The sequence below is a fragment of the Cryobacterium sp. Y82 genome, assembly GCF_002929495.1.
Taxonomy (GTDB): domain Bacteria; phylum Actinomycetota; class Actinomycetes; order Actinomycetales; family Microbacteriaceae; genus Cryobacterium; species Cryobacterium serini.
Genome location: NZ_PJJJ01000030.1, coordinates 155,976 through 178,413 on the forward strand (window position 1 = coordinate 155,976; position 22,438 = coordinate 178,413).

Here is a 22,438-nt window from a genome sequence, read left to right on the forward strand (position 1 = left end):
CCAGCGTCCCTCGACGACACCGATCTGCGGGCGACTTGCGCGACCGGCCGGCCCGATGAAATCCCCAGCTCCAGAGCCTCAGCCCGCAACTCCGCACTGGACTTTCGACGATTAGTCATGAAACAGATTCTCCTAATCTCTGTCTCAAATCACCATACGGGCGCAATTAGTCCTTACCCGGCGGCGGCTGGTTCGATCTGAACGACTCCACCGGGTACCAGATGATAGGCGCCGGTCAAGGCGTCGACCAAGACTTTCACTGTGCCGCCATCCGCGGGCAATTGCAGGTCGAGTAGCCAATTCGGCTTGTATAACAGTGGGGCGCTACTGACGCTTGTGACCTCGATCGGGATCAGGGCGCGACGCCGGTGCAAGGCGGTGCGCACCGCGCATTGCCGGGCACCGTCCTCGGCGTGTTCCTCACTGATCGTTGCGGGCACAGCATCCAGTGTTTCGCCCGGTTCTAGCAGAACCGGATCGGGCCAGGGATCACTCGTGCTCGTGCCGCCGCTGCACCGGTCGACCAAGATATGGGCGACTCCGTGGAGGCTTCGGCCGAAAGCTCGCTGTTGAACGGCATAGATATAGCCGGCATAAGGATGGTGCACCATTCGGGCATTCGTGCAGACGAGGTCGGGAGCGCGGTTCAGCACGAGCCGGATGGCCCGGTTGCGACTGATGCCGGAGGGGATGCGGCGTGACTGCTGGTCAGCCGTGGTGGGCGGAGCTGGCTGTGGCCCGACGACCGGTATCGCGGCGCTCAACGGACCGAGGCTTCCGTCGCCATGATCACGTCCTGGCCCTTGAGCAGTTGGGCCGGGATCGGGCCGAGACGCTCCGTCTCGCCGAGGGCCGCCTGAATGTGTGCCGGGACTGGGCAGCTCGTCTGCGTCAGCAGGCTGCCGACAATCATCGCCGTGACGGAGCTGACGATGCCCACGAGCATCGAATCCAATCCCGTGCGCGAAACCAAGCTGAAGATCTCCCAGATCACTGGGACGGCGGTTCCCACGACCATCGAGGAGACCGCCCCAACGGTGTTCGCTTTCTTCCACCACACGGCAGCCACATAACAGGGCACAAAAGCGCTGCCCAGAATCGTCGTCGCGAAGATTACGAGAGCGAAGACTGCTGGAGGCTGAAAAATGGCGATGAAGAATCCGACGATGGCTAAAGCGAGCACCATTCCACGGGAGACCCACACCATGTTTTTCTCGTTCATCTTCTTGTTGATGAAGCGGTGGTAGATGTCCCGACTCGCAATGGTACCGGCTTGCAGCAGGATTGAATCGGCGGTGGACATGATGGCAGCCATAATGCCGGCCATGACGATGCCGACCACGGCGGGGGGAAGCAACAACTGAGCGGTGGCGAAGATGGCCATCTCCGGGTCCGTGCCGATCGGAACGATCAGAAGAGCGACGATGCCGACGAGGTACGGGGCCGGAACAAAGAGGATATTGAAGAGCATTGAGTAACCGCCGGCCTTGCGCGCGACACTCGGGCGTTTCATGGCCATGTGCCGGGTCACCACGTGCGGCCAGCCCAGGTAGCCGATCGAGAACACCAACAGCGCCCCGATAATCAGCCCCCATTGGCCGTAATTTGCGAGATCCTTTCCCCACATCGTCAGCAGAGAGGAATCGATCTCACCGATTCGTTCATTAGCAGCACCAAGGCCGCCGAGGGTGGCCAGCGCTGCGAAGAGAACCCACAGAACCCCGATCAACATGATGATCGCCTGAAAGAAATCCGTGTATGCCACAGCGAGGTAGCCGCCTAGGAACGTGTACAGAACGATGACACCGATGGCGATGCCGAGGGCCAGCGGATAAGAGAAGCCGGTAACGAGCGCTAAGCCCTTTCCGCCAGCAATGAACTGCGCCAGAACGTAGAAAAATAGGCAGATCAATGCGAGCGGAGCGGCGATTATGCGAGTGAGCGCCGACGGATAGCGACGTTCCAGGTATTCGATCGAGGTGACGGCCCCGAGGATTTGGGACAGCTTGCGCATGCGGCGCCCCAGCACGGACATGTTGAGCACGCCGCCGCCGAGGTCGCCGAGTGCGTACCAGAGGCTCCAATAACCCTGGGTGTAGGCCAGCGAACCAGCGCCAAGAAACATATACCCGCTCATAGATGTGCTTTGCAAGGTCAAGGCAGTGACAGCGGGCCCCATGCTTCGACCGCCGAGCAGGTAGTTATCCAGGCCCTTGCCCGCGCCGCGGCGCATGGCCCAGATGCCAATGCCAATGAGAATCAAAAAGTAGAAAAGTAGGAAGTTGACCTCGGTAGTCATTCCGGACCCCCTTCGTCTTCGCGTGCCCAATGTCGGGACACCCACATAAACCCGACGGTGTAGAGAATCCAGAACACGGGAACTCCGATCAACACTGATGAAGTAAAAAAAGGCAGGTTTAACAACAGTTCTCCTGGCGATTTGGCCGTCTAAGCGTTCATTTGCTCAGGCGGAGATTTAACACGGCTGCCCTACCGTGTGCTCGGTTCGGACGGCGAGGTTATCAAAGACTTTTGGCGTGACTTTGAGCTGACAAGGGCACCTGGCTCGGTACGTTGTGGGCTACGATCCCCCTCTCAAGCCGTAGCAATTGGCTACCCACCGTCGGGTCGAGAGCGATCAGAACGAAGGTATTCCTCCGGAACGATTCGGCACAATTTCGCGCGTATGCGCGAAATTTTCGCACAAAAGCAGCTGCCTACCAGATATTTAAAAAACATAATTTGGTCCGAGGGTGCTGCGTTGCGCCCTCGGTTTATATGTAATCTAAACTGTCACCCCGACTTTTGGAGCTTATAGGCATTGCCGGTCAGGCACAAGGCATCGAGCCAGCTGATGCCGCATTGATCTCCGTTACACCGACAAAGCCAATCTGCACGAGATAGCGCTGATTAGGGTCGAGCCGCCATTCGGGATCGAGCGCCAGTCCGACATAGGACAGGTCTAACAAGCTCTGGGTCAGTACGACCTGACTAAGAAAATCACTGCGACCGGGTTGCAGGTCGAGCAAAACATATTGGTTGGCGGAACCAGCGGCCATAACTATGGGCCTGTGCTTCGGCCGGCACCTAATTAGAGAAGTTGTTATTAGACCCGATCGGGAGGTCAATGTCGATAACCGTGCTGTGAACAATCACGGGTCGATTCCGCTCGTCGAGTTGAAGTGACGGCACTGTGTAAGTGATGCGGTACCGTTCTGGCGGGCACGGTGCCGATAGGATCAATCCGCACTGATGCGTGAGCGTCAAAGCGGTGACGAAGCTGCTCGTAGTCCGCCGCCAATCGGCGCATTCGTGGACTGGTCATTGGACCCCCGGGAACTTGATCATGTCGGGAGAATTGGCGCAGCCATACGTGGTGCAGCCTTCAAATTCATTCCAACAGTCGACCTGGTGGAAGACGCCGCGGGCCTCGCAGCGTGGCCCGGGCTTCCGGTTCACGGCACCGGAGCAATAGGCACAGACAGCCGTCTCATCGGACCGCTCGTCGCGTGGGACAGCGTTGAGATTTCGTCGGGCATCACGATCGCCGCCGGCATGCCAGCCAGATGGCTTTCGGTCGGATCTGACCCGAGCCCAGCGTCATCGATCATCCCGCTCGCCCTCTCCCGGCACGCTCCTAGAGACTAATACCGCTTATCCTAATCGGCACATCGGCGCCATCACGCAGGAGAAATACGCAGTAACGCCCCCCGAACGGGACTAAAACGTGTTTCCGGTATGAAGGGTTTCTCGACCAAATTCGAGATCATGGAGCGACAAGTCGAAACTTTCGAGAGTCGGATTCGCGAGGGATCATGGACTGAATCCGTGGCTAAATCACAGGCTAAGTAATGCTCCAAACACGATTCAGAGCGAGAACGCCGGAACGGCATCATCGTTAGCCTGGAATGACCTCACACCTATGTCGTTACTACCCAGTCGTAGCAAGGCCTCTCGAATAAGCTGAAACACCCACTGTGGGTGTTTCAAGAAATTGATGATTCGTTTTCATGAAATCCAAGCGAACCGGCCGGTCGATTAGAAATACTCGGCCGGCCTTCGGTTTTTAACGGTGTGTGCGGCACTCACTGGCAGTACTTCGTGTGGAGCCGGGCAAAAGTGGGCTGCAGGTGGAACTCGACGACGACTGGATCGACGCGCCATCCGTTTGAGCCTGCCGCTGGTGCCAGCCCGTAGAAAGCAAAATACGAGCACGCCATCACCGGGAGAACGACGGATACCAGCCGTTTCATGAGTGTCTAAGCTACCCAACCATTCCTGACACCGAGAAGTCGTCGAGTGGGTCAGGAAACCTTGGCGATTGACCGAAAGTGTGGACGCTGATCGTGCAGTTGCCACAACCGGTCTTGGTGGCTCTGACCCCGTTCCACAGGCACGGGGTCAGGACCACCAAAAAAAGACGAGACGCAACAGCAAGGTGTTGTTTGCTCCGCTATCTTGCCCCGGCGAGTACTTTCAGCACCGCTCGTAGTGGTGGCAGATCTGACAGATCTGGGCACTTTGCATTATTTCGATGGTGGAACGGCACCCTCGATCGAAAGTTTGACTACAGGCCTGTCCCCGAGAGGTGCGTCGAGATCGATGAGTAGCGAGCCCTGAAACGCCAGGGCAGTGCACGCTTCCGGCGCTTCCGGCAAGGTGCCAAGGATGAGCGCCACAGCGACTTCCGAATCGGTTTGCTCAGTGATTGCGCGCGTTCCGTAACACGCAGGATTTCCTCCGACGAAGAACACACGGACTTGGGTGTCCGAGACGTTCGCCGAATCCGTCCATGGCAGGACTCTTTCCTCGACGAGATCATCGCGTGGAATTTCATCTTCAGGTGCTGGACTGCCACTTGTAGAGGGAGCTGGCACTGCAGTGGAACCGCCCTCTTCGACCCCGAGCGAGTCGTCGGAGGGGTTTGTTGAGCAAGCAGAGGCTCCCAGCAGGCACACGGCTAAAAACGCTCCCGCCACGAGTCGTGTCGATCCCAACAAATCTGTCCTCTACCAATCTGCATCTGCGGATGCACACATTGTCGGAATGTCACTTCTGAAGAACGGGCCGCTGATATAAGTAGTGCTGTCCGTTGGGCCAAATGAACTGACAGACTTTAGATTACCGAGCCCGGAATCGTTGCTGAAGTCCTTGAGCCAAGGACCTCCCGAGGCTCCGCCTCCAAAGTCGCATCCGCTGGTTGAATGAAATTTATAGTTGTCCACGCTGCGGGTTCCCGTGGTTCCCCAGCATGCCCAGATGACCTCGCCGTCGTCGAGATTTGCTGGGTATCCAAAAAGGGAGGCATCAAAGACGTACTCAGCACCCCCAGTGATAAGCCCATGACCGCCTACAGCGTTGACAACAGCCGATCCACCTTCGTTGGTCGTGGTCGTGACGACGGCGGCATCAGAGTTGAATCCACGGCCAGTCGCTCCGTAGGTGATCCAGTCGTTCATTGAGCAGAATCGCGCGCTGGTAGGTGGCTGGGCAGCATCCACCGGTCAATGTGTCCCAGTCGGAGTGTCCAGCTCGAGAATCCAATGTTCTAGAGGAAATTCGCGTGGTTGCGGAATAATTGTCGAAGCGCTGGAACGATTAAGTCCTAAGCCTGGAATGGTGAATCGGCGGGACAAAACTGCACAGTCGTTGCAAGGCCTGCCGAATAAGCTGAAACACCCACTGCTGATGGGTGCGGAATGCCGCGCAATCCATGCGAACCGTCAGGGCCTTCGAGAAATCGGAGGCCCTGTGTCGTTAAGTAGCCATCGGCCCGCCTGCGGAGAGCGCTTGTCGCTGGCAATGTGACCTACCGCGTCATTGAACGACATCCCGGCGTGAGGGGCAAGTAGCCTTGCGGGGACGCTCCGGCAATTTGTCCGGACGAGAACGGATCACGATGACGACGGGTTCCTCCCGGCTGAGCTTGTTTCGTGCGAGCCGGCCGAACCGGTGGTTTCGGCTCGCCTGGATCGTGCCTGCCGTTCTCGTCACGCTGGCACTCTTGGTGCTCGCGGCAAACGAAATTCGTGGCCTGCCGCCGGTCGAATCGTTCACGCGTGGCTATCCCGGTGTCTCGACGCATCCCGCCGCCACCCCGGTTGGAATACCGGCCTGGCTGGCCTGGCAGCACGGCCTGAATGCCGTCTTTATTCTGTTCGTGATTCGTACCGGCTGGCAGGTGCGCACGACCAAACCCCCGTCCGTGTTCTGGACGCGCACGAACTCAGGGTTGTTCCGCACGAAGAATCCTCCGATTCGAATCACTCTGAACCTCTGGCAACACATTGTCTTTGACACCCTCTGGGTCGTCAACGGCGTCCTCTTTTATGTTCTGTTGTTTGCGACCGGTCAATGGCTGCGCCTGGTTCCTACCAACTGGGACGTCTTTCCTAACGCGGTGTCGGCCGGCCTGCAGTATGCCTCGCTCAATTGGCCGACCGACTCGGGCTGGGTGCACTACAACGCCCTCCAGCTGCTCAGTTACTTCGTTGTGGTGTTCATTGCGGCGCCGATCGCGCTCGTGACCGGCCTGCGCATGTCACCGGGCCTCTCCGCCCGGTTCCGACGCCTTGATCGCGTCTTTCCCCTGCCCCTGGCGCGCAAGCTGCACTTCGCCGTGCTGATCTTCTTCGTGGCGTTCATTGTCGTTCACGTGACGCTCGTGCTCACGACCGGCGCTCGCGCAAACCTCAACCACATGTACGCCGCGCGCAATGATGACGGATGGACCGGCGTCTGGATCTTCGTCGCCGCGCTGCTGGTCACGGCTGGAATTTGGGCGGGCGCGCGCCCGGCGATCGTGCGTGCGATCGCGGCTCGCAGCGGCCGCATCATTCACCGCAAACGCTAACTCGCTTCGGGTCCAGGCGCGAGCACATCTCGGCTGAGCATGGCCGCGCCGGCCACCGCCGCGGGCATCACGATGACGGCCGCGCCCGGAATGAGGAACAACAGGTAGGTGAGCACACCGAAGCCGAGGCTGCGGGGGCGGCGCGCGCGCAGCATCCGTCGTCGCTGTTTCACGGTAAAGCCGCGGGCGTCGAAGGCGAAGCCGGTGAGTTCGAGCGTCAGGATCCAGCCGCCGAACAGCGCCCCGAGAACGAGCGCGAGCAGTTGGCCGAGCCCGGGAATCAGGCTACAAACCAAAAGCAGCAGAGCCACCCCGACGGCGAGACCGACCAGTCGCACGGCGTCGGCTACGGACCGCAGAATGCCGCGCGGGACTTCGACCGGCGCATCGCCGAGGCGGGTTTCGACCGCGCGCCAGATGCGCTCATAGAAAGGGTCGCCGACTGCGAGTGTTACGGCCACGAACGTGTACGCCAATAAGAGGATGCCGGCAGCCGCGACCGCCGCGGCGGCCACCACCCGCATACCCGTGCGCCACGGCTCTCCCCAGCCGCTTGCGAACGGACTGATGGCCACGGTGATGGCCTCCAGGTTGATGAGCAGCACCACGATGCCGGCGAGATAGGCAATGCCGACGATGAACGCCGGCAGGGCGCCGAGCAGCATGAGGCGCGGTGACGTGATCCACATTTTGAGGCCGCGACCGAGAAAACCGGCGCCGGCGAGGAACTCGCGGGTCGCGGTGGGTCGGGCCGAGGAGGAACGGGGCGGCATTCGAAAACCCTATCTTGCCGGTGCTGCGTTCCACGCGGCGATGAAGGCGTCCGTGAGGACCGGGTCGGTGTCATCGAATTCGCTGTTCGGCGACAAAACGGTAAGAGGCGAGGTCGCCTCGAACCGTAGCCGAAAGTCGTTGGTCTCCAGGTCGACGGTGATTCCGTACGCGATCGCCCGCTTCGCGAGGGGCGCGAACTCGGCGAGACCAGCGGTATTCTGGACGACCACTTCGTGCTCGTCGGCGATGCTCCTCACACTCGTGACGAAATCGTCGGCCAGAAGGGCATTCGCCGTGGTCATGGCACTCTGCCGATCAAGGTAGTCGGTGTTCGAAACGTAGAACGAGTGCACGGCAACCCTTGTCTCATAGCTGAGAAAATCCAGGGCGGCCACATCGGCGTTGTTCGCGAGAATCATGTCGACAGCCTGCGCAGTGGTGCCCATGTCGACGACGAAACGCAGACCGTTCGGGGACACTCCAATCTCGATGATTCCGGGGTAGTCGCCGAGCACATCCACGATGCGATTGGTGGCTGAGTAATCGCCTTCGTCCTGCAGGGTGACCAGGTTCGAGGTGATCGTGACATTGCCGAGGGTCGCGTAGTCGGGCCGTGCGGCTATGAAGGCGGTGGCGGGTGCGACATCCGCTTGTTTTCGCAGTTTGAGACCGAATGCGATGGGCGATAAGCCGGCGCTGGCAAGATCAAAGGCCACGTTCGCGTCATGAAAGGCGCTAATGGCGGCGTCGGGCCGGATTCTGGGCTCGGATCCCGTCTCGCCGTACAAGTCGTCTCTGGTCAGGTCGCTGCCGGACATCTCGAAGGCGGCCGTTGGATCTGCCGCGAATAATTCTGCTGGGTCGAAGAACGGGTAGTTGGCCAGGAGGGTGTCGGCCTGGTCGTAGGCCGCGACGAGCTGGTCGGCGCCGAGCGCAGTCACGCTCACCCTGAACTCGCCGATCGCTGCGCCGACGATGGTGTCGGCGGCGCGCAGGTCGGCGTACAACCCGAGTAGCTGGTCGTTGTCGGTGCGCACGGCCGTTACGGCGAGGCCGAACGCGCCAGTTTCGAGCACGATGGGTGACCACTGCACGAGCTTCTTGTGCTCATCGATGTACTGGCCGATGAGGTCGGTCAGTTCGCGCAGCCGTTCGTCGGAGACATCGTCGTCGAGAGTGACGGTGGCGTCCACCGAGCCGGAGAAAGGAAGGGTGTTGTTCACTAAGAGACCGACCTCGGCGACGTCGGATTCACTCGAAATGAAGGTCTTGAAGTCAACACCCGCAGCGCTGCCGGCGTTGATCGGGCCGCAGCCGCTCAGCACGGTGATCGTGACGATGACGACGGCCATCGCGGTCAGGCAACGGCGGGCAGGTGCGAAGATGGTGTCCCGATCTGCTGGTGCGTGCCTCGGTTCTGTGCCCCGCACCGGTATTCTCGAGGGTACACAGGGAGAGGGGGCATTCGTGACGCACGCGCATCCGCTGTACGTCGACGTTGAAGTGGCCTGCCTGTGCTGCCTCGCGCCGCAGCCCTTTCACTTCACCTCGCGCAGTGACCAGGTGGTCTGCTCGCTGTGCGTGCACCACATCGGGGCCGAGAAATCGGAACGTCGCGATCTCGAGCACGTGCGGCTGTGGGCTGCTCGGTGGGCGGCGTCCGAGACCGCCCACGCCGAATACATGATCGAAACGGATGCCTTACTCGTCGCTAGAGACAACGACCTGACCGCGCTCCGCGATCAGGTCGGCGAGCTCAGCGCCGTCGTGGCCGGCCAGTTCACGGCGGGGATCGACGGGGTACGCGGCCTGCTGCAGAACGACCTGGTCAAGCGGGCCGAACGCAACACCGAGTTGGCTCACCGGCAGTTCGACTGGGCCATGGCCGGCATCTGGCGCATCGAAGCGCTGCACCACGACGCAGCGACGCAGAAGTGTTCCTGCGGGCGCACGGCCGGCAGCTGCGCAGAGAGCGCCGCGATCGACCCCCTGCGCCAGGCGCTGCGCGACTGGGAGAAGAAGAACCTGGGGCTGCTGCAGGCCGGCCGACGGCATGGACTGCCGGATGATCACCCCGCAGCGCTGGCCCAGCGTATCCGCTGAACTAAGCCAGCCGCACCAGCTAGTGCCCGATGGGCGCTGGCGTACCGAGCGGTGCGCGGCGCACGAGGAACGCCGCTGGAATTGCGAACAGCAAGATGATCGCGCCGCACAGGAACGCATCGTGAATACCGGATGCCATCGCCAAGCCCTCGGAGACACCCTGCGTCATGAGAGTGGCCGACTGGGAGGTCATCACGGCGATGAACAGTGCGGTGCCGATGGCGCCGGCCAGCTGTTGGATGGTGCCGACAACGGCGCTGCCGTGGGAATACAGGTTCGGCGGGAGTGAGCCGAGGCCCGACGTGAACAGCGGCGTGAACAGCATTGAGAGGCCGATGCTCATGCCGATGTGGGCTACCATGAGCATCCACGGTTCGGTGGTCTGCCCCATCAAGGTCATGGTCCAGAACGCGGCGCTGACAATGATCGACCCGGGAACGAGCAGAATGGTCGGGCCGTGGCGGTTATAGATGCGGCCGACGAACGGCGCGAGCAGGCCCATGGTCAGCCTTCCAGGAAGCAGCAACAGCCCGGTGGAGAGTGCGGTCATGCCGAGCACGTTCTGCACGTAGAGCGGCAGCAGAATGATGGTGCCGAACAGGGCGATCATGCTGATGCTGAGCATCGAGATCGAGACGGTGAACGTGCGCGAAGTGAACACGCGCAGATCGAGGAGGGCCCGATTGGCGCGCTGCAACTGCAGCTGACGTAACACGAACAGGATGAGTGCGAACACGCCGATTCCGAGCGATAGCCAACCGACAGTGGCAGCCGCGCCGAGGTTGCTGAGACCGTAGACGAACCCGCCAAAGCCGAAGGCCGAGAGAATGACGGAGAGAACGTCGAGGGGAACCGTGCGCGGCGTCGTCACGTTCATAACTGGTCCTGACGGTCGTCCGAAAAAGTTGACGTGCGAGAACGAGGGGGGAGCCCGCCTCGTGAGTACCCCGGGCTGGCTCGCTGTGCACCTTCAGGTCCAGCGTTTTGCAGGGTGTGTATTATTCCGTCAGATCAAAATTGCGGCTCTATGAGCTGGGATTTCAGGCGAGGCGGCGGGCCAGGTAGGGGGCGGTTCGGCTCGTGGGATGGGCCGCTACCGTTGCCGGAGTGCCGGCGGAGATGATGCGGCCACCCTGGTCACCACCGGAGGGGCCGAGGTCGATCACCCAGTCGGCGGCGGCGACCACGTCCATCTCGTGTTCGACCACGACGACGGTGTTGCCCGCGTCGACCAGGCGCCCGAGCTGCTGCATGAGCAGCTCCACGTCGGCCGGGTGCAGCCCGGTTGTCGGCTCGTCGAGCAGGTAGAGCGTGTGGCCACGCCTGGCGCGCTGCAGTTCGGTCGCCAGCTTGATGCGCTGCGCCTCCCCGCCGGAAAGCTCGGTGGCCGGTTGGCCAAGACGCAGGTAGCCCAGGCCCACTTCGCGCAGGGTCTCAAGGCTGCGCGCGGCGACGGCAACATCGGCGAGAAAGAGCAGCGCGGCATCCACTGTGAGGCCGAGCACCTCGGCGACGTTCTTGCCACGGTACGTAACCTGGAGGGTTTCAAGGTTGTAACGCGACCCGCCGCAGGTGGGGCAGGGGGCGTAGCTGCCCGGCAGAAATAACAGCCCCACGGCCACGAAGCCCTCACCGAGGCAGGTCTCACAGCGACCGCCAGCGACGTTAAAGGAAAACCGTCCGGCGTTGAAACCGCGCTGACGCGCTTCGTCCGTGGCGGCAAAGGTTGCCCGAACGGCATCGAACAGCCCGGTGTAGGTGGCGAGGTTTGACCGCGGTGTGCGCCCGATCGGCTTCTGATCGACCTGCACCAAACGGTCGATGCTCTCCAGCCCGGTAACCTGCGCGATGGAAATCCGCTCACCGGATGCCGCATCAGCAGCCGCTTCTGCTGCGGCTTCTCCAGCGGCATCGGGGTCGCCGAGGTCGAGCACCGGCGCGTCATCGGGATCCGGGTGCAAATACAACCCAACGGCCTCGGCGAGCACGTGGCTGACCAGGGTCGACTTGCCTGACCCGGAGACGCCGGTGACCGCGGTGAACACCCCGAGCGGAATCTGCGCGTCAAGCCCGCGCAGATTATGCCGGGTGATATTGGTCAGTTCCAGCCACCCCAGCGGATGCCGCAACTCCCCCCGGACCACCGGCTTGCGGTGGTCCGCAAACAGGTACCGCCGCGTCACGGAAGTCTCCACCTCGGCCAGTCCGGCGGTCGGCCCGCTGTAGAGCACGTCGCCGCCGCCTTCACCGGCCCGTGGCCCAACGTCGACGACCCAGTCGGCGTGACCGACGACATCCATATTGTGTTCCACCACGAAAACCGAGTTGCCCGACCGTTTGAGCTGCTCGAGCACATCGAGCAGCGGCTCGGCATCGGCCGGGTGCAGACCGGCCGATGGCTCGTCGAGTACGTAGATGACGCCGAACAGGCCGGAGCGCAACTGCGTGGCGATACGCAGCCGCTGCATCTCACCCGGAGAAAGCGTCGGGGTCGACCGGCCGAGGGCCAGATAGCCCAGGCCCAGGTCAAGCAGTACGTTAATGCGGCGGAGCAGGTCGCCGGCCAGGGTGATGGCGACCTCCGATGCACCGGGATCGCCAGACACGAGCGGCCGCAGAATGGCGGCGAGGGCAGTCATCGGCAGGGCGTTGAGTGCGGCTATCGAGTGCCCCGCTACGGTGACGGCCAGGGCTTCGGGCTTCAGCCCGCTGCCGCCACAGTCCGGGCAGGGTCCGGTGTCAACGTAGCGCAATACCCGCTGTCGAACGTTTGGGCTCTTGCTGTCGGCGAGGGTATGCAACACGAAGCTCTTCGCACTCCAGAAACGACCTTGGTAGGGCTTGGCGATGCGGTCGCGCTGTGGGACTACCTCGACAACGGGCTGTTCCTCGGTGAACAGGATCCAATCGCGGTCGGCCTGGGACAGATCTTGCCAGGGCACGTCGATGTCATAGCCGAGCACCGCAACGATGTCGCGCAGGTTCTTGCCCTGCCAGGCGCCTGGCCAGGCAGTAATTGCGCCATCACGAATACTCAGTGTGGCATCGAGTACCATCGATGCCTCGCTGACGGTGTGCGCCATACCCAGGCCGTGGCAGCGCGGGCAGGCTCCCATCGCTGTATTGGGTGAGAAAGAATCCGACTCGAGGCGACCGTTCGCATCCGCCGGGTACATGCCGGCACGAGAATACATCATACGCAGCGAGTTGGAGAGCGTCGTGACTGTGCCAACGCTCGAGCGCGAACTCGGCGTTCCGCGGCGTTGCTGCAGGGCGACGGCCGGTGGCAGCCCGGTGATCTCGTCAACGTGCGGGGTGTGCCCCTGTTGAATCAAGCGCCGCGCGTAGGGGGCGACCGACTCGAAGAAGCGGCGCTGCGCCTCCGCGAAGATGGTACCGAAGGCGAGCGAGGACTTGCCGGAGCCGGAGACCCCGGTGAACGCCACGATGGCGTCCCTCGGTACGTCGACGTCTACATTGCGCAAGTTGTTTTCGCGGGCGCCGCGCACGCGCACAAAACCATTGCCGGGCAGGGTGACCGGGGCGGGATCATTCGTATCTTCCATCAGCATCCAAGCAACAGTAGTTCGTTCAGTGGTGCGTCGCCCGGGTATGGAAAAAATCGAATTCGGGTCAGGTTCTCGACGTGCCTGACCTTGTGCGGAGGGAGCACATCTGACGCAGTCTCACTAACCGCACTACGACACCGCCGACACAGTGACCTCTTCCTGGAGATCGCGCAGCACGACCTTCATGATCTTGCCGGTGGCCGTGCGCGGCAGGGCGTCGACGAAGGTCACATAGTCGGGTACCTTGAACGCCGCTATCAGGTATCGGGTGTGGGTGAGCAGGTCGACCTCGGTCACCAGGGAATCCGGACGCAGCACAACGAAGGCCTTGGGCCGCTCGCCCCACTTGGGATGCGGCATGCCGACCACGGCCACGTCGAGCACGGTCGGGTGGGTGAGCATCGCGTTTTCGACTTCAATGGTCGAGATATTCTCGCCGCCCGAGATGATGATGTCCTTCGCACGATCCTTGATCTCGATGTAGCCGTCCGGATGCATGACGCCGAGGTCGCCGGTGTGGAACCAGCCGCCGCGGAAAGCATCCACTGTGGCTTGGCGGTCTTTGAAGTAGCCGAGCATGATGTTGTTGCCGCGGAGCACGATCTCACCGATGGTTTGGGCGTCGGCCGGCACGTCGGCCATGGCCGAGTCGACGATGCGCGCAGACTCGGCCTGCACCATGCCGACACCCTGCCGGGAGACCTTGCGGGCGCGTTCGTCGGCCGGCAGGTCGTCCCACTCGCGCTGATATTCGCAGATCGTGTACGGACCGTACACCTCGGTGAGGCCGTAGACGTGCACGACCGTGATTCCGAGCGCGTCGAGCTGTTCGATCACACTCGGCGATGGCGGGGCGCCGGCGGTGGTGATGGACAGCGGCGTCTCGAGCACGTGCTTCATCGACGCGTTGGCGATGACGCCGCAGACCGTGGGTGCGCCGCACAGGTTAGTCACTCCGAGGGTGTCGATGGCCGACCAGACCGATTCGGCCCGCACCGTACGCAGGCAGACGTGGGTGGCACCGGCTGCCGTTACCGCCCACGGTGTGCACCAACCGTTGCAGTGGAACATGGGCAGGGTCCACAGATAGACAGAGTCGCTCGTGAACTTGTTGTGGAACACTTCGCCGAAGGAGTTGAGGTACGCCCCACGGTGCGAGTACATCACGCCCTTGGGCTTGCCGGTCGTGCCCGAGGTGTAGTTGATTGAGATGACCGCGCGTTCGTCGGTGACCTCCCAGGCGAGTGGCTCAGCGGAGTCATTGTCGGCTTCGGCCAGAAAAGACTCGAGAGTCTGCTGGCCCACATCGAGGCCGCTCTCGGTGATGCCGAACTCACCGTCAGCGATTTCGATCATCCCGTTGAGCGAAGCGGATGCCGCAAACGCGTCTCCGACGCCGCTCACCAGCTCGGCGTCGATAAACAGCAGGGTCGCCTCGGAGTGCTCGAGGACGTAGTGCACCTCCGGACCGGCCATCCGGGAATTCAACGCGACGAGTACACCGCCGGCCAGCGGAACGGCGTAGTGGGCGATGAGCATCTCGGGTATATTAGGCGCGAGGAATATAACGCGGTCACCCGGTGTAATGCGTGAACGGATGGCATGGGCCAGCTCCTCCGCCGCCTGCGCGAATTCGCGGTAGGTGTAACACCGAGCGCCATAGACGATCGCATCCTTGTGGGGAAATACCTCCGCGCTGCGCTGCAAAAACCGCATCGGCGTTAGCGGAGAGTCGTTGGGTGAGCCGGGCGGTATGTTCGTCGTTTCAATCACGTGGGACTCCTTTGTCCGAAAAGATGATAGTTGTAGCGAAAAAACAGGTCGAACCTAGTGGAAGGCGCTGACCCCGGTCAGGTCGCGACCGATGAGCAGGGACTGGATGCTCTCGGTGCCTTCGTAGGTGTGAATGGATTCGATATCGGCCAGGTGGCGAATGACGTGGTTCTCCAGCAGGATTCCGTTGCCTCCGAGCATGTCGCGGGCGAGCGAGGCGAGAGAGCGGGCCGCGCGGGTGTTGTGAAACTTGGCGAGGCTGGCCTGAATGGGCCGCAGGGTTCCAGCGGCGTCGAGTTCGGCGAGGCGGATGCAGTGCAGCTGCATGGAGGTGAGCTCGGAGAGCATGAGAGTGAGGCGTTCCTGCACGATCTGAAAACCGGCGATCGGCTTGCCGAACTGCACGCGCTGCTGCGCGTAGTTGAGGGCGGCTTCGAACACCGCGGTCGCGTGCCCGAGTGCCGACCAGGCCACACCGAGCCGGGTGGCGAACAAGATCACGGCCGTGTCCTTGAAGGTGTGGGTGCCGGGCAGCACGGCGTCGAACGGGATTCGCACGTCGGTCAGGGTGATCCGAGCCTGGTGCACCGCGCGCAGCGAGCCCTTGCCGAGCATCGTCTCGCCGTGGTAGCCCGGCAGGGACTGGTCGACCAGGAAGCCGCGCACGTTGCCGTCGTCGTCGCGCGCCCAGACCACGGTCACGTCACCGACCGAGCCGTTGCCGATCCATTTCTTCTCGCCGTTGATGACCCACTCGTCGCCGTCAAGGTGGGCGGTGGTCTCAAGACCCACCGAGTCCGAGCCGTGATCGGGTTCGGTCAGGGCGAAGGCGCCGAGCTTCTCGGCGCGGGCCAGAGGCACCAACCAGGTGGCTTTCTGCTCGTCGCTTCCGAACATGGCTATGCTGCGCAGGGCGAGCCCGCCCTGCACGGCCACGACGGTTCCCATCGAACCGTCGCCGCGAGAGATCTCCATGTTCACCAGGCCGGCGGCAAGCGGCGACATCGGGGTGAGCCCCGGCCCCTCGACGCCGTCCGTGAGCAGGTCGAGCTCGCCCAGGCGGCGAGCCAGGTGCAGCGGGTACTCCGCTTTGTCCCAGGCCTCACTCAGTTCGTCGAGGGTCTCCACTGCAAAAGTCCGTGCCCGGCTCCAGAACGCCCGATCGGTCTCCGGGACATCGGCGAAAACGCCGTAGTAGTCGGTGTCGAGCGGGGCGGAGACATCGTAATCGGGCATCATTGCCTTTCGCGGTAGCGGGTGTGATTACAGTTTTACCTGACACTGAGTCTCACGTCAACTGACACTTGGTGTCAGATTGACCGAAGTCGGTTCTCGATCACCCGCGCGACATCGTGCGGCAGGGCTGAGGCGGGGAACACCGCGACGAGCAGCTCGCTGGCGCCCGCGGCTGCTTGGCCGCCTGCAAAGCGATTGCGCACAGCGTGCAACTGCGCCGCCAGGCCGTCCGGATCGAGGAGTCCCGCCCCGTCAATGGCGCGAATCATGCGGCGAAGCTCGAAGTTGTGCGTGGCGATGACGGCCGCCGCGAATTGAATCGCGATGACCGGCTCGAGACCCGGCAGGCTACGCCGCAGGTAGGCCGAGAAGACTTTCTCGTAGCGTGACACCATGACGGTTTCGCGATCACGCAGAACGGATGTCTGGCGCACGACCAGATCGCGCACCCGCACGATCTCGAGACGTTCCCGAAACCGCTCGAACACGAGTGCGGCCGCGTCGCAGACGGCCAGCCAGGGATCATCGTGTTCGAGCGCGAAATACATGTCGATCTGTTCCAGGAGTTCGTCGTGGTCGGCAAAGATCACGTCGTCTTTCGACCGGAACTGGCGAAAGAAGGTGCTGCGGGACACTCCCGCGGCGGCGGCGATCTGGGTGGTGCTCGTGGCTTCGTAGCCGTGGGCTTGAAACAGGCGAACAGCGATGTCGGCCACGTTGACGCGGCTGTGGGCATCCGCTAGCCGAGTGACGCGCGGCAGGACAAGATTGCGGCGTGCGGAACCTGCAGATGGATCAGACATGGTGAGGCGAAATTAGCACGGAATCAACGGGGGGAATGAATGGGCGGCCCGACCATTGAATGCATAAGGTTTCCATAAGGCCCACATCTCACTCTTACAGCATTCGCTCACCCTGAGGAGATCGGTGCGTCATGAGCAGGTTCGAAGATCAAGGAATCGTTCGCAGCAGTCGCAAGATAACCGGAATGCGAGGTAGTCCACCGATACCGGACAGTGGAAGACCGGAGAGAGTCTTCGGCAAGCCCATGCGCATAATTGCAGCCAGCATGGCCGCGGTGCTCTACGCCGGACTCGGGCTGACGGCCGCACTCCCGGCCCAGGCGGCCGTCGCCGCGGTCGGCCAGGGTTTCTCCGTCACCGCAAGCGACCTCGCTTTTATCCTCAAGCAGGTCAAGATCGCTGAAGCCCACGTGGCCAACACCACCCCGGCCACCGGACCGTGTGGCGCCCTCGTCGGAACCGGCCTCAACCAGATTGCCAGCCCGCTGCTCTCGCTCGGACTGCGCACCGTCGACGGCTCCTGCAACAACCTGCAGCCCGGCCAGGGCCAGTTCGGTGCCGCCGACCAGGTCTTCCCGCGCCTCGCAAAGCCGGTCTTTTCCGCAGCGGACGTCACTCCCTCCGGCTTCGGACCGCCGAACCCCACCTCCTACGCCCAGAAAAAGGGCCTGGTCTTCGACTCTGAGCCGCGTACCATCAGCAACCTGATCGTCGATCAGACCTCCACCAACCCGGCCGCCATTGCCGCCGCCGGAAACCCCGTGCGCACCCAGGGCAATGAGGGCGTCGTGGCATGCACGACCGACCCGAGCCCGGGTGTGCCCTTCGGCACGCCACCGGGCTGTATCCCTAGCCACGAGACGCTGTTCATGCCGAACGTGACGACCGACGTCGGCTTGTCGCCGCCGTACAACTCCCTGTTCACCCTGTTCGGCCAGTTCTTCGACCACGGCATCGACCAGACGGTCAAGGGCGGCGGCACGGTCTTCGTTCCCCTGAAAGCGGATGACCCATTGGTCGCCGGTCCGGACCACGTCTTCGGCAACGGGGACGATCTCGACCCGAACCTGCGCTTCATGGTGCTGACCCGTGGCCAGAACCAGCCCGGCGCCGACGGCATCACCGGCGACAACCCGTCCACGGCGAACGACGAGAGCGCCGACGACGTGCAGGATGCCCTCAACACGGACTCGCCCTGGGTCGACCAGAGCCAGACCTACAGCTCGCACGCCTCGCACCAGGTCTTCCTGCGCGAGTACGTGACCGAGGGTGGGCGTCCGGTTTCCACCGGCAAGCTGCTCGGCGGACCGGCCGGACCGACCGCCGGCGGCATGGCCACCTGGGCCACCACCAAGGACCAGGCCGCGAACGTGCTTGGGCTGCTGCTGGCCGATAAGGATGTGCTCAACGTTCCGATGCTCGCAGCGGATGCCTACGGCAAATTCATCCCCGGACCGCTGCGCGGAATGCCGCAGTACGTCACCGCGACCGGTCTGGTCGAGGGTGATACCGCCAACCCCGTACCCGTACCAAGCGACGTGCTCTACTTCAAAACTCCGTTCCTGACCGACATCGCGCACAACGCGGAGCCGAAGGCCGGACTGACCCCGGATGCCAACACCACGGCATCCGCTGATTTCGCCGGCCAGCCAGCCGGAACCTACGACGATGAGATGCTCAATGCACACTTCATCGCGGGAGACGGTCGCGTCAACGAGAACATCGGCCTGACCGCCATTCATCAGGTGTTCCACTCGGAGCACGACCGCCTTATCAACAACATCGAAAACACCCTGACCAACGACACCTCAGCCAGGGGTGTTGCCGCTCTGGCCGAGTGGAAGCTGTCCAGCGGGGCTGGCGGCTGGAACGGCGACCGTCTGTTCCAGGCTGCCCGGTTCGTGAACGAAATGGAATACCAGCACCTCGTGTTCGAAGAATTCGCGCGCAAGGTGCAGCCCGGTATCAACCCGTTCGAACCATTCGCGTTCACGCAGACCGAGCTCAACCCTGCGGTCACGGCGGAGTTCGCCCACGCGGTCTACCGCTTCGGTCACTCCATGCTGACCGAGACGATTTCGCGTCGCAACGAGGACAAGCCTGGCGCTGACGGCATGTTTGGCACGAGTGACGACGTGTTGGGCAGCCAGAACGACATCTCGTTGCTCGCAGGGTTCCTCAACCCGCCCGCCTACACCGACGGTGGACCAGAGGGGCAGCTGACCTCTAAAGAGGCAGCGGGCAGCGTCATCATGGGCATGAGCGACCAGGTCGGCAACGAACTCGACGAGTTCGTCACTGACACCCTGCGTAACAAACTGCTCGGCCTGCCGCTCGACCTGGCATCGGTCAATATGGCCCGTGCACGTTCGGAAGGCGTGCCGCGGTTGAACGTGTTCCGTCGCGACCTGTTCAACAAGACCAACGACTCAGCGCTCAGGCCGTACACGAACTGGATCGACTTCGGTGAGAACCTCAAGCACCCGGAATCGCTGATCAACTTTGTGGCCGCCTACGGGCAGTTCGACACCATTACGAGCGCCACCACGCCTGACGGCAAGCGCGACGCCGCACGACGGATCGTGAGTCCTGACAGTCTGGCCGGAGAAGTGTCTCCGGACGGCGCAATGGAGTTCATGAACAGCACCGGAGTGTGGGCCAACTCGGGTACGCGTTCGATCACCGGTCTCGACGCGGTCGACCTCTGGGTCGGCGGTCTCGCGGAGATGACCACCCCGTTCGGCGGCCTGCTCGGCACAACCTTCAACTACGTGTTCGAGAAGCAGATGACCGACCTGCAAAACGGTGACCGGTTGTACTACCTCGCCCGCACGCCCGGCATGAACCTCCGCACCCAGTTGGAGGGCAACTCGTTCGCCGAACTCATGATGCGCAACACCACGGCGCACACCCTCAAGGCCGACCCCTTCGCCACGGCCGACTGCAAGTTCGAGCTGAAGAACCTGGCGGGAACCGTCGCGGGGTTCGCGGCTTCGGGCAACAGCGTCGCGAACGATCCGCAATCTGAGTGTAATGAGACGGCCCTGCTGATCCGCATGCCGGACGGCACGATCAAGTACCGTGCCCGCAATACGGTCGACCCTGCCGGCATCAACGGACAAGCCGTCTACAACGGCACGGGCCAGGTTGACCGGATATATGGTGGCAACGACAACGACACCTACTGGGGTGGCCTCGGTAACGACGTCATCGAGGGCGGAGGCGGTGCCGATGTGGCTCTCGGCGGTGAAGGCAACGACATCATCACCGACCTCGCCGGAGACGATGTGCCCAAGGGTGGTCCTGGCAACGATGCGATCGATGCCGGGCCCGGACTCGACATCATCATGGGTGGCGAAGGCAAAGACTTCACGAACGGTGGAGCAAACGCCAACGAAACCTTCGGCGGCGCCGGTGACGACTTCATCATGCTCGGTGAAAGCCTCGACGCGGCCTTCGGTGACGGTGGCGACGACTGGGAAGAGGGCGGCAACCAGCCGGACCTCATGATCGGAGACAGCAGCAACCTGTTCTTCTTGGACGACTCACAAAAGCCCGGGAACGACTTCATGATCGGTCAGGGCGGCGACGACGACTATGACATGGAGGGCGGCGACGACATTGGCGTCGGTGGCCCTGGCATTGAAAAGGTCGCCGGCGGTTCCGGCTACGACTGGGAAATCGGTCTCGGTGACCCCCAGGCGCAGGATGCCGATTTGGCCCTTCCAATCCCTCCGCTCAACATTCTGCAGGTCGGTGTGCGCGACAAGTTCAACGAAGTCGAGGCACTTTCCGGCTGGAAGCTGAATGACATCCTCCGCGGTGACGACGTTGTTCCCAGCGCCGTCGGTGGTGGTGGCTTCATCGGCTGCGACGTCTGGGACCAGGCTGGAGTTGACCGCATCGCGGGCCTCGACGCGCTGATTCCGGAATTCACGACCACGCTGGCATCCGTTATCGCGCTGTCGGCACAGGGCGATTGCCCGATCCTGACCGGTCCGAATGTCTGGGGCGCCGGCAACGTGCTCCTCGGCGGCGGCGGCAGTGACCTGATCGAGGGACGCGGAGCCGACGACATCATCGACGGTGACGCGTACCTCAACCTTCGTCTAAGCGTTCGGACCAACCCGAGCGACCCGGCGACGGAGATTGGCAGTGCCAGCGTCACCGGCACGAACCAGAGTGCGATGACGAGCCAGTACCTCTCTGACGGTGCCGGTGGACTCACCGGACCGACCCTGCAAGAAGCTGTCTTCGCCGGCACGGTCGACCCCGGGGACATCGTGGCAGTCCGCGAGATCCTCTACGGTACTGGTGGTATTGACTCCGCACAGTTCTCTGGTCTGACCAGCGATTACCGGGTCACCACCACTGGTGGCGACGGCACGCTCGGTTCGGCGGGATCGACCACCACGGTGCTCGACAACCGTGGTACCGACGGCACCGACACCCTGCGCAATATTGAACGCCTGCAGTTTAGCGACACAGTGGCACCGGGAACCCCGACCGCCGTCACTGCAGTCGCCGGCAACGGTCAGGCGACCGTCGACTGGGTGGCTTCACCGACCGGCATCGCCACCAGCTTCTCGGTGAAGGTGCTCGACTCGGCTGGAGCCCAGGTGGGCGCATTGCGTACCGCATCTGGAACCGCATTCAACCTGGTTGTCACCGGGCTGACCAACGGCTCCAGCTTCACCTTCCAGGTGTCGGCGACCAACGCGGAAGGAACGAGCGCATTCTCGGCATCGTCCACCGCGGTGACGCCGTCAGCACCCGTGGTGCAGGTGGTCGCGGGCGCTCCGACGATCGGAACTTCGGTCGCCGGTAATGCGCAGGTGACCGTGAACTGGACACCGCCGGCAGCGGTGGCCAACCAGGCCCCGATCACGGGCTATCGCATTCGCACCTACGTCGGTGCGAGCACCACACCGGACGGCACCACGAACGTCGCCGACGTCTCCACGGCGACGATCACGGCGCTCACCAACGGAACCGGGTACACCTTCGATGTCGCAGCGATCAACTCGGTCGGCACCGGAGCAGCCTCGGATCGTTCGGTCACTGTCACACCGACCGCGCCAGTGGTGCTGGTCGTGCCTGGAGCGCCAGTGATCGGAACCTCGGTCGCCGGTAACGCGCAGGTGACGGCGAACTGGGCCGCCCCGGGCGCTGTGACCAACGCCCCCGCTGTCAGTGGCTACGTGATTCGTGCCTTCATCGGTGCGGGCACGACGCCAACGGGCAGCACGACGGTGGCGAATGTGACCAGCGCGGTGATCGGGTCGTTGATCAATGGCACGGGGTACACCTTCGATGTTGCGGCGATC

15 protein-coding genes are annotated in these 22,438 nt (G+C 62.7%); 4 read left to right on the forward strand and 11 right to left on the reverse strand.

Going from position 1 to position 22,438, the window contains the following annotated elements; genetic code table 11:
• Window positions 1-173 precede the first annotated feature (173 nt).
• The 3 genes from CXY70_RS07825 to CXY70_RS07835 all read right to left on the reverse strand — a co-directional run bounded on the left by CXY70_RS07825 (window position 174) and on the right by CXY70_RS07835 (window position 3,059).
• Window positions 174-764 carry a hypothetical protein gene (locus tag CXY70_RS07825; protein ID WP_104191810.1) on the reverse strand — a complete coding sequence of 197 codons (591 nt, stop codon included), beginning with the start codon at window positions 762-764 and terminating at the stop codon, window positions 174-176.
• Window positions 761-2,299: a sodium/proline symporter gene (locus CXY70_RS07830; protein WP_104191811.1), complete on the reverse strand. Its 1,539-nt coding sequence runs from the start codon at window positions 2,297-2,299 to the stop codon at window positions 761-763. The genes CXY70_RS07825 and CXY70_RS07830 overlap by 4 nt, the downstream gene beginning before the upstream one ends.
• A gap of 529 nt (window positions 2,300-2,828) precedes the next feature.
• Window positions 2,829-3,059, reverse strand: coding sequence for a hypothetical protein (locus CXY70_RS07835; protein WP_104191812.1), 231 nt, complete (start codon window positions 3,057-3,059; stop codon window positions 2,829-2,831).
• Window positions 3,060-3,411: 352 nt separating this feature from the next.
• Here CXY70_RS07835 and CXY70_RS17550 point away from each other — a divergent pair, with 352 nt between their 5' ends.
• Window positions 3,412-3,648 (forward strand): hypothetical protein, encoded by a 237-nt coding sequence (locus CXY70_RS17550; RefSeq protein ID WP_146066089.1) that lies wholly within the window; start codon window positions 3,412-3,414, stop codon window positions 3,646-3,648.
• 437 nt (window positions 3,649-4,085) lie between these two features.
• Here CXY70_RS17550 and CXY70_RS17780 read toward each other — a convergent pair whose 3' ends face one another.
• The gene (locus tag CXY70_RS17780) at window positions 4,086-4,253 is read right to left on the reverse strand and encodes a hypothetical protein (protein WP_158250934.1); all 168 of its coding nucleotides are present in this window, start codon (window positions 4,251-4,253) and stop codon (window positions 4,086-4,088) included.
• A gap of 1,646 nt (window positions 4,254-5,899) precedes the next feature.
• On the opposite strand from CXY70_RS17780, the gene CXY70_RS07850 reads away from it, so the two are divergent.
• Window positions 5,900-6,853, forward strand: coding sequence for a cytochrome b/b6 domain-containing protein (locus CXY70_RS07850; protein WP_104191815.1), 954 nt, complete (start codon window positions 5,900-5,902; stop codon window positions 6,851-6,853).
• On the opposite strand, the gene CXY70_RS07855 is transcribed toward CXY70_RS07850, so the two are convergent.
• Both CXY70_RS07855 and CXY70_RS07860 read right to left on the reverse strand, forming a co-directional pair.
• The gene (locus CXY70_RS07855) at window positions 6,850-7,626 is read right to left on the reverse strand and encodes an EI24 domain-containing protein (protein WP_104191816.1); all 777 of its coding nucleotides are present in this window, start codon (window positions 7,624-7,626) and stop codon (window positions 6,850-6,852) included. The genes CXY70_RS07850 and CXY70_RS07855 overlap by 4 nt on opposite strands.
• Before the next feature lie 9 nt (window positions 7,627-7,635).
• Window positions 7,636-8,979: a hypothetical protein gene (locus tag CXY70_RS07860; RefSeq protein WP_104191817.1), complete on the reverse strand. Its 1,344-nt coding sequence runs from the start codon at window positions 8,977-8,979 to the stop codon at window positions 7,636-7,638.
• Between the two features lie 115 nt (window positions 8,980-9,094).
• On the opposite strand from CXY70_RS07860, the gene CXY70_RS07865 reads away from it, so the two are divergent.
• On the forward strand, window positions 9,095-9,730 hold the full coding sequence (locus tag CXY70_RS07865) for a hypothetical protein (protein ID WP_146066090.1): 636 nt from the start codon (window positions 9,095-9,097) through the stop codon (window positions 9,728-9,730).
• Window positions 9,731-9,749: 19 nt separating this feature from the next.
• Here CXY70_RS07865 and CXY70_RS07870 read toward each other — a convergent pair whose 3' ends face one another.
• The 5 genes from CXY70_RS07870 to CXY70_RS07890 all read right to left on the reverse strand — a co-directional run bounded on the left by CXY70_RS07870 (window position 9,750) and on the right by CXY70_RS07890 (window position 17,111).
• On the reverse strand, window positions 9,750-10,607 hold the full coding sequence (locus CXY70_RS07870) for an MFS transporter (protein ID WP_104191819.1): 858 nt from the start codon (window positions 10,605-10,607) through the stop codon (window positions 9,750-9,752).
• 163 nt (window positions 10,608-10,770) lie between these two features.
• The gene (locus tag CXY70_RS07875) at window positions 10,771-13,296 is read right to left on the reverse strand and encodes an excinuclease ABC subunit UvrA (protein ID WP_104191820.1); all 2,526 of its coding nucleotides are present in this window, start codon (window positions 13,294-13,296) and stop codon (window positions 10,771-10,773) included.
• Window positions 13,297-13,428: 132 nt separating this feature from the next.
• Window positions 13,429-15,072: an AMP-binding protein gene (locus tag CXY70_RS07880; RefSeq protein ID WP_369852212.1), complete on the reverse strand. Its 1,644-nt coding sequence runs from the start codon at window positions 15,070-15,072 to the stop codon at window positions 13,429-13,431.
• 54 nt (window positions 15,073-15,126) lie between these two features.
• Window positions 15,127-16,311, reverse strand: coding sequence for an acyl-CoA dehydrogenase family protein (locus CXY70_RS07885; RefSeq protein ID WP_104191821.1), 1,185 nt, complete (start codon window positions 16,309-16,311; stop codon window positions 15,127-15,129).
• Between the two features lie 71 nt (window positions 16,312-16,382).
• The gene (locus CXY70_RS07890) at window positions 16,383-17,111 is read right to left on the reverse strand and encodes a TetR/AcrR family transcriptional regulator (protein ID WP_104191822.1); all 729 of its coding nucleotides are present in this window, start codon (window positions 17,109-17,111) and stop codon (window positions 16,383-16,385) included.
• A gap of 245 nt (window positions 17,112-17,356) precedes the next feature.
• Here CXY70_RS07890 and CXY70_RS07895 point away from each other — a divergent pair.
• Window positions 17,357-22,438, forward strand: a 5,082-nt coding sequence (locus CXY70_RS07895) for a peroxidase family protein (RefSeq protein ID WP_233205816.1), incomplete at its 3' end; no start/stop codon positions are given.

What these genes read in the sequence shown, in the direction of transcription:
- CXY70_RS07870 (WP_104191819.1), bottom strand. Translation starts at nt 10,607, where the DNA reads ATGAACGTGACGACGCCGCGCACGGTTCCCCTCGACGTTCTCTCCGTC.
- CXY70_RS07850 (WP_104191815.1), top strand. Translation starts at nt 5,900, where the DNA reads ATGACGACGGGTTCCTCCCGGCTGAGCTTGTTTCGTGCGAGCCGGCCG.
- CXY70_RS07835 (WP_104191812.1), bottom strand. Translation starts at nt 3,059, where the DNA reads ATGGCCGCTGGTTCCGCCAACCAATATGTTTTGCTCGACCTGCAACCC.
- CXY70_RS07855 (WP_104191816.1), bottom strand. Translation starts at nt 7,626, where the DNA reads ATGCCGCCCCGTTCCTCCTCGGCCCGACCCACCGCGACCCGCGAGTTC.
- CXY70_RS17780 (WP_158250934.1), bottom strand. Translation starts at nt 4,253, where the DNA reads ATGAAACGGCTGGTATCCGTCGTTCTCCCGGTGATGGCGTGCTCGTAT.
- CXY70_RS07830 (WP_104191811.1), bottom strand. Translation starts at nt 2,299, where the DNA reads ATGACTACCGAGGTCAACTTCCTACTTTTCTACTTTTTGATTCTCATT.
- CXY70_RS07860 (WP_104191817.1), bottom strand. Translation starts at nt 8,979, where the DNA reads ATGGCCGTCGTCATCGTCACGATCACCGTGCTGAGCGGCTGCGGCCCG.
- CXY70_RS07875 (WP_104191820.1), bottom strand. Translation starts at nt 13,296, where the DNA reads ATGGAAGATACGAATGATCCCGCCCCGGTCACCCTGCCCGGCAATGGT.
- CXY70_RS07890 (WP_104191822.1), bottom strand. Translation starts at nt 17,111, where the DNA reads ATGTCTGATCCATCTGCAGGTTCCGCACGCCGCAATCTTGTCCTGCCG.
- CXY70_RS07885 (WP_104191821.1), bottom strand. Translation starts at nt 16,311, where the DNA reads ATGATGCCCGATTACGATGTCTCCGCCCCGCTCGACACCGACTACTAC.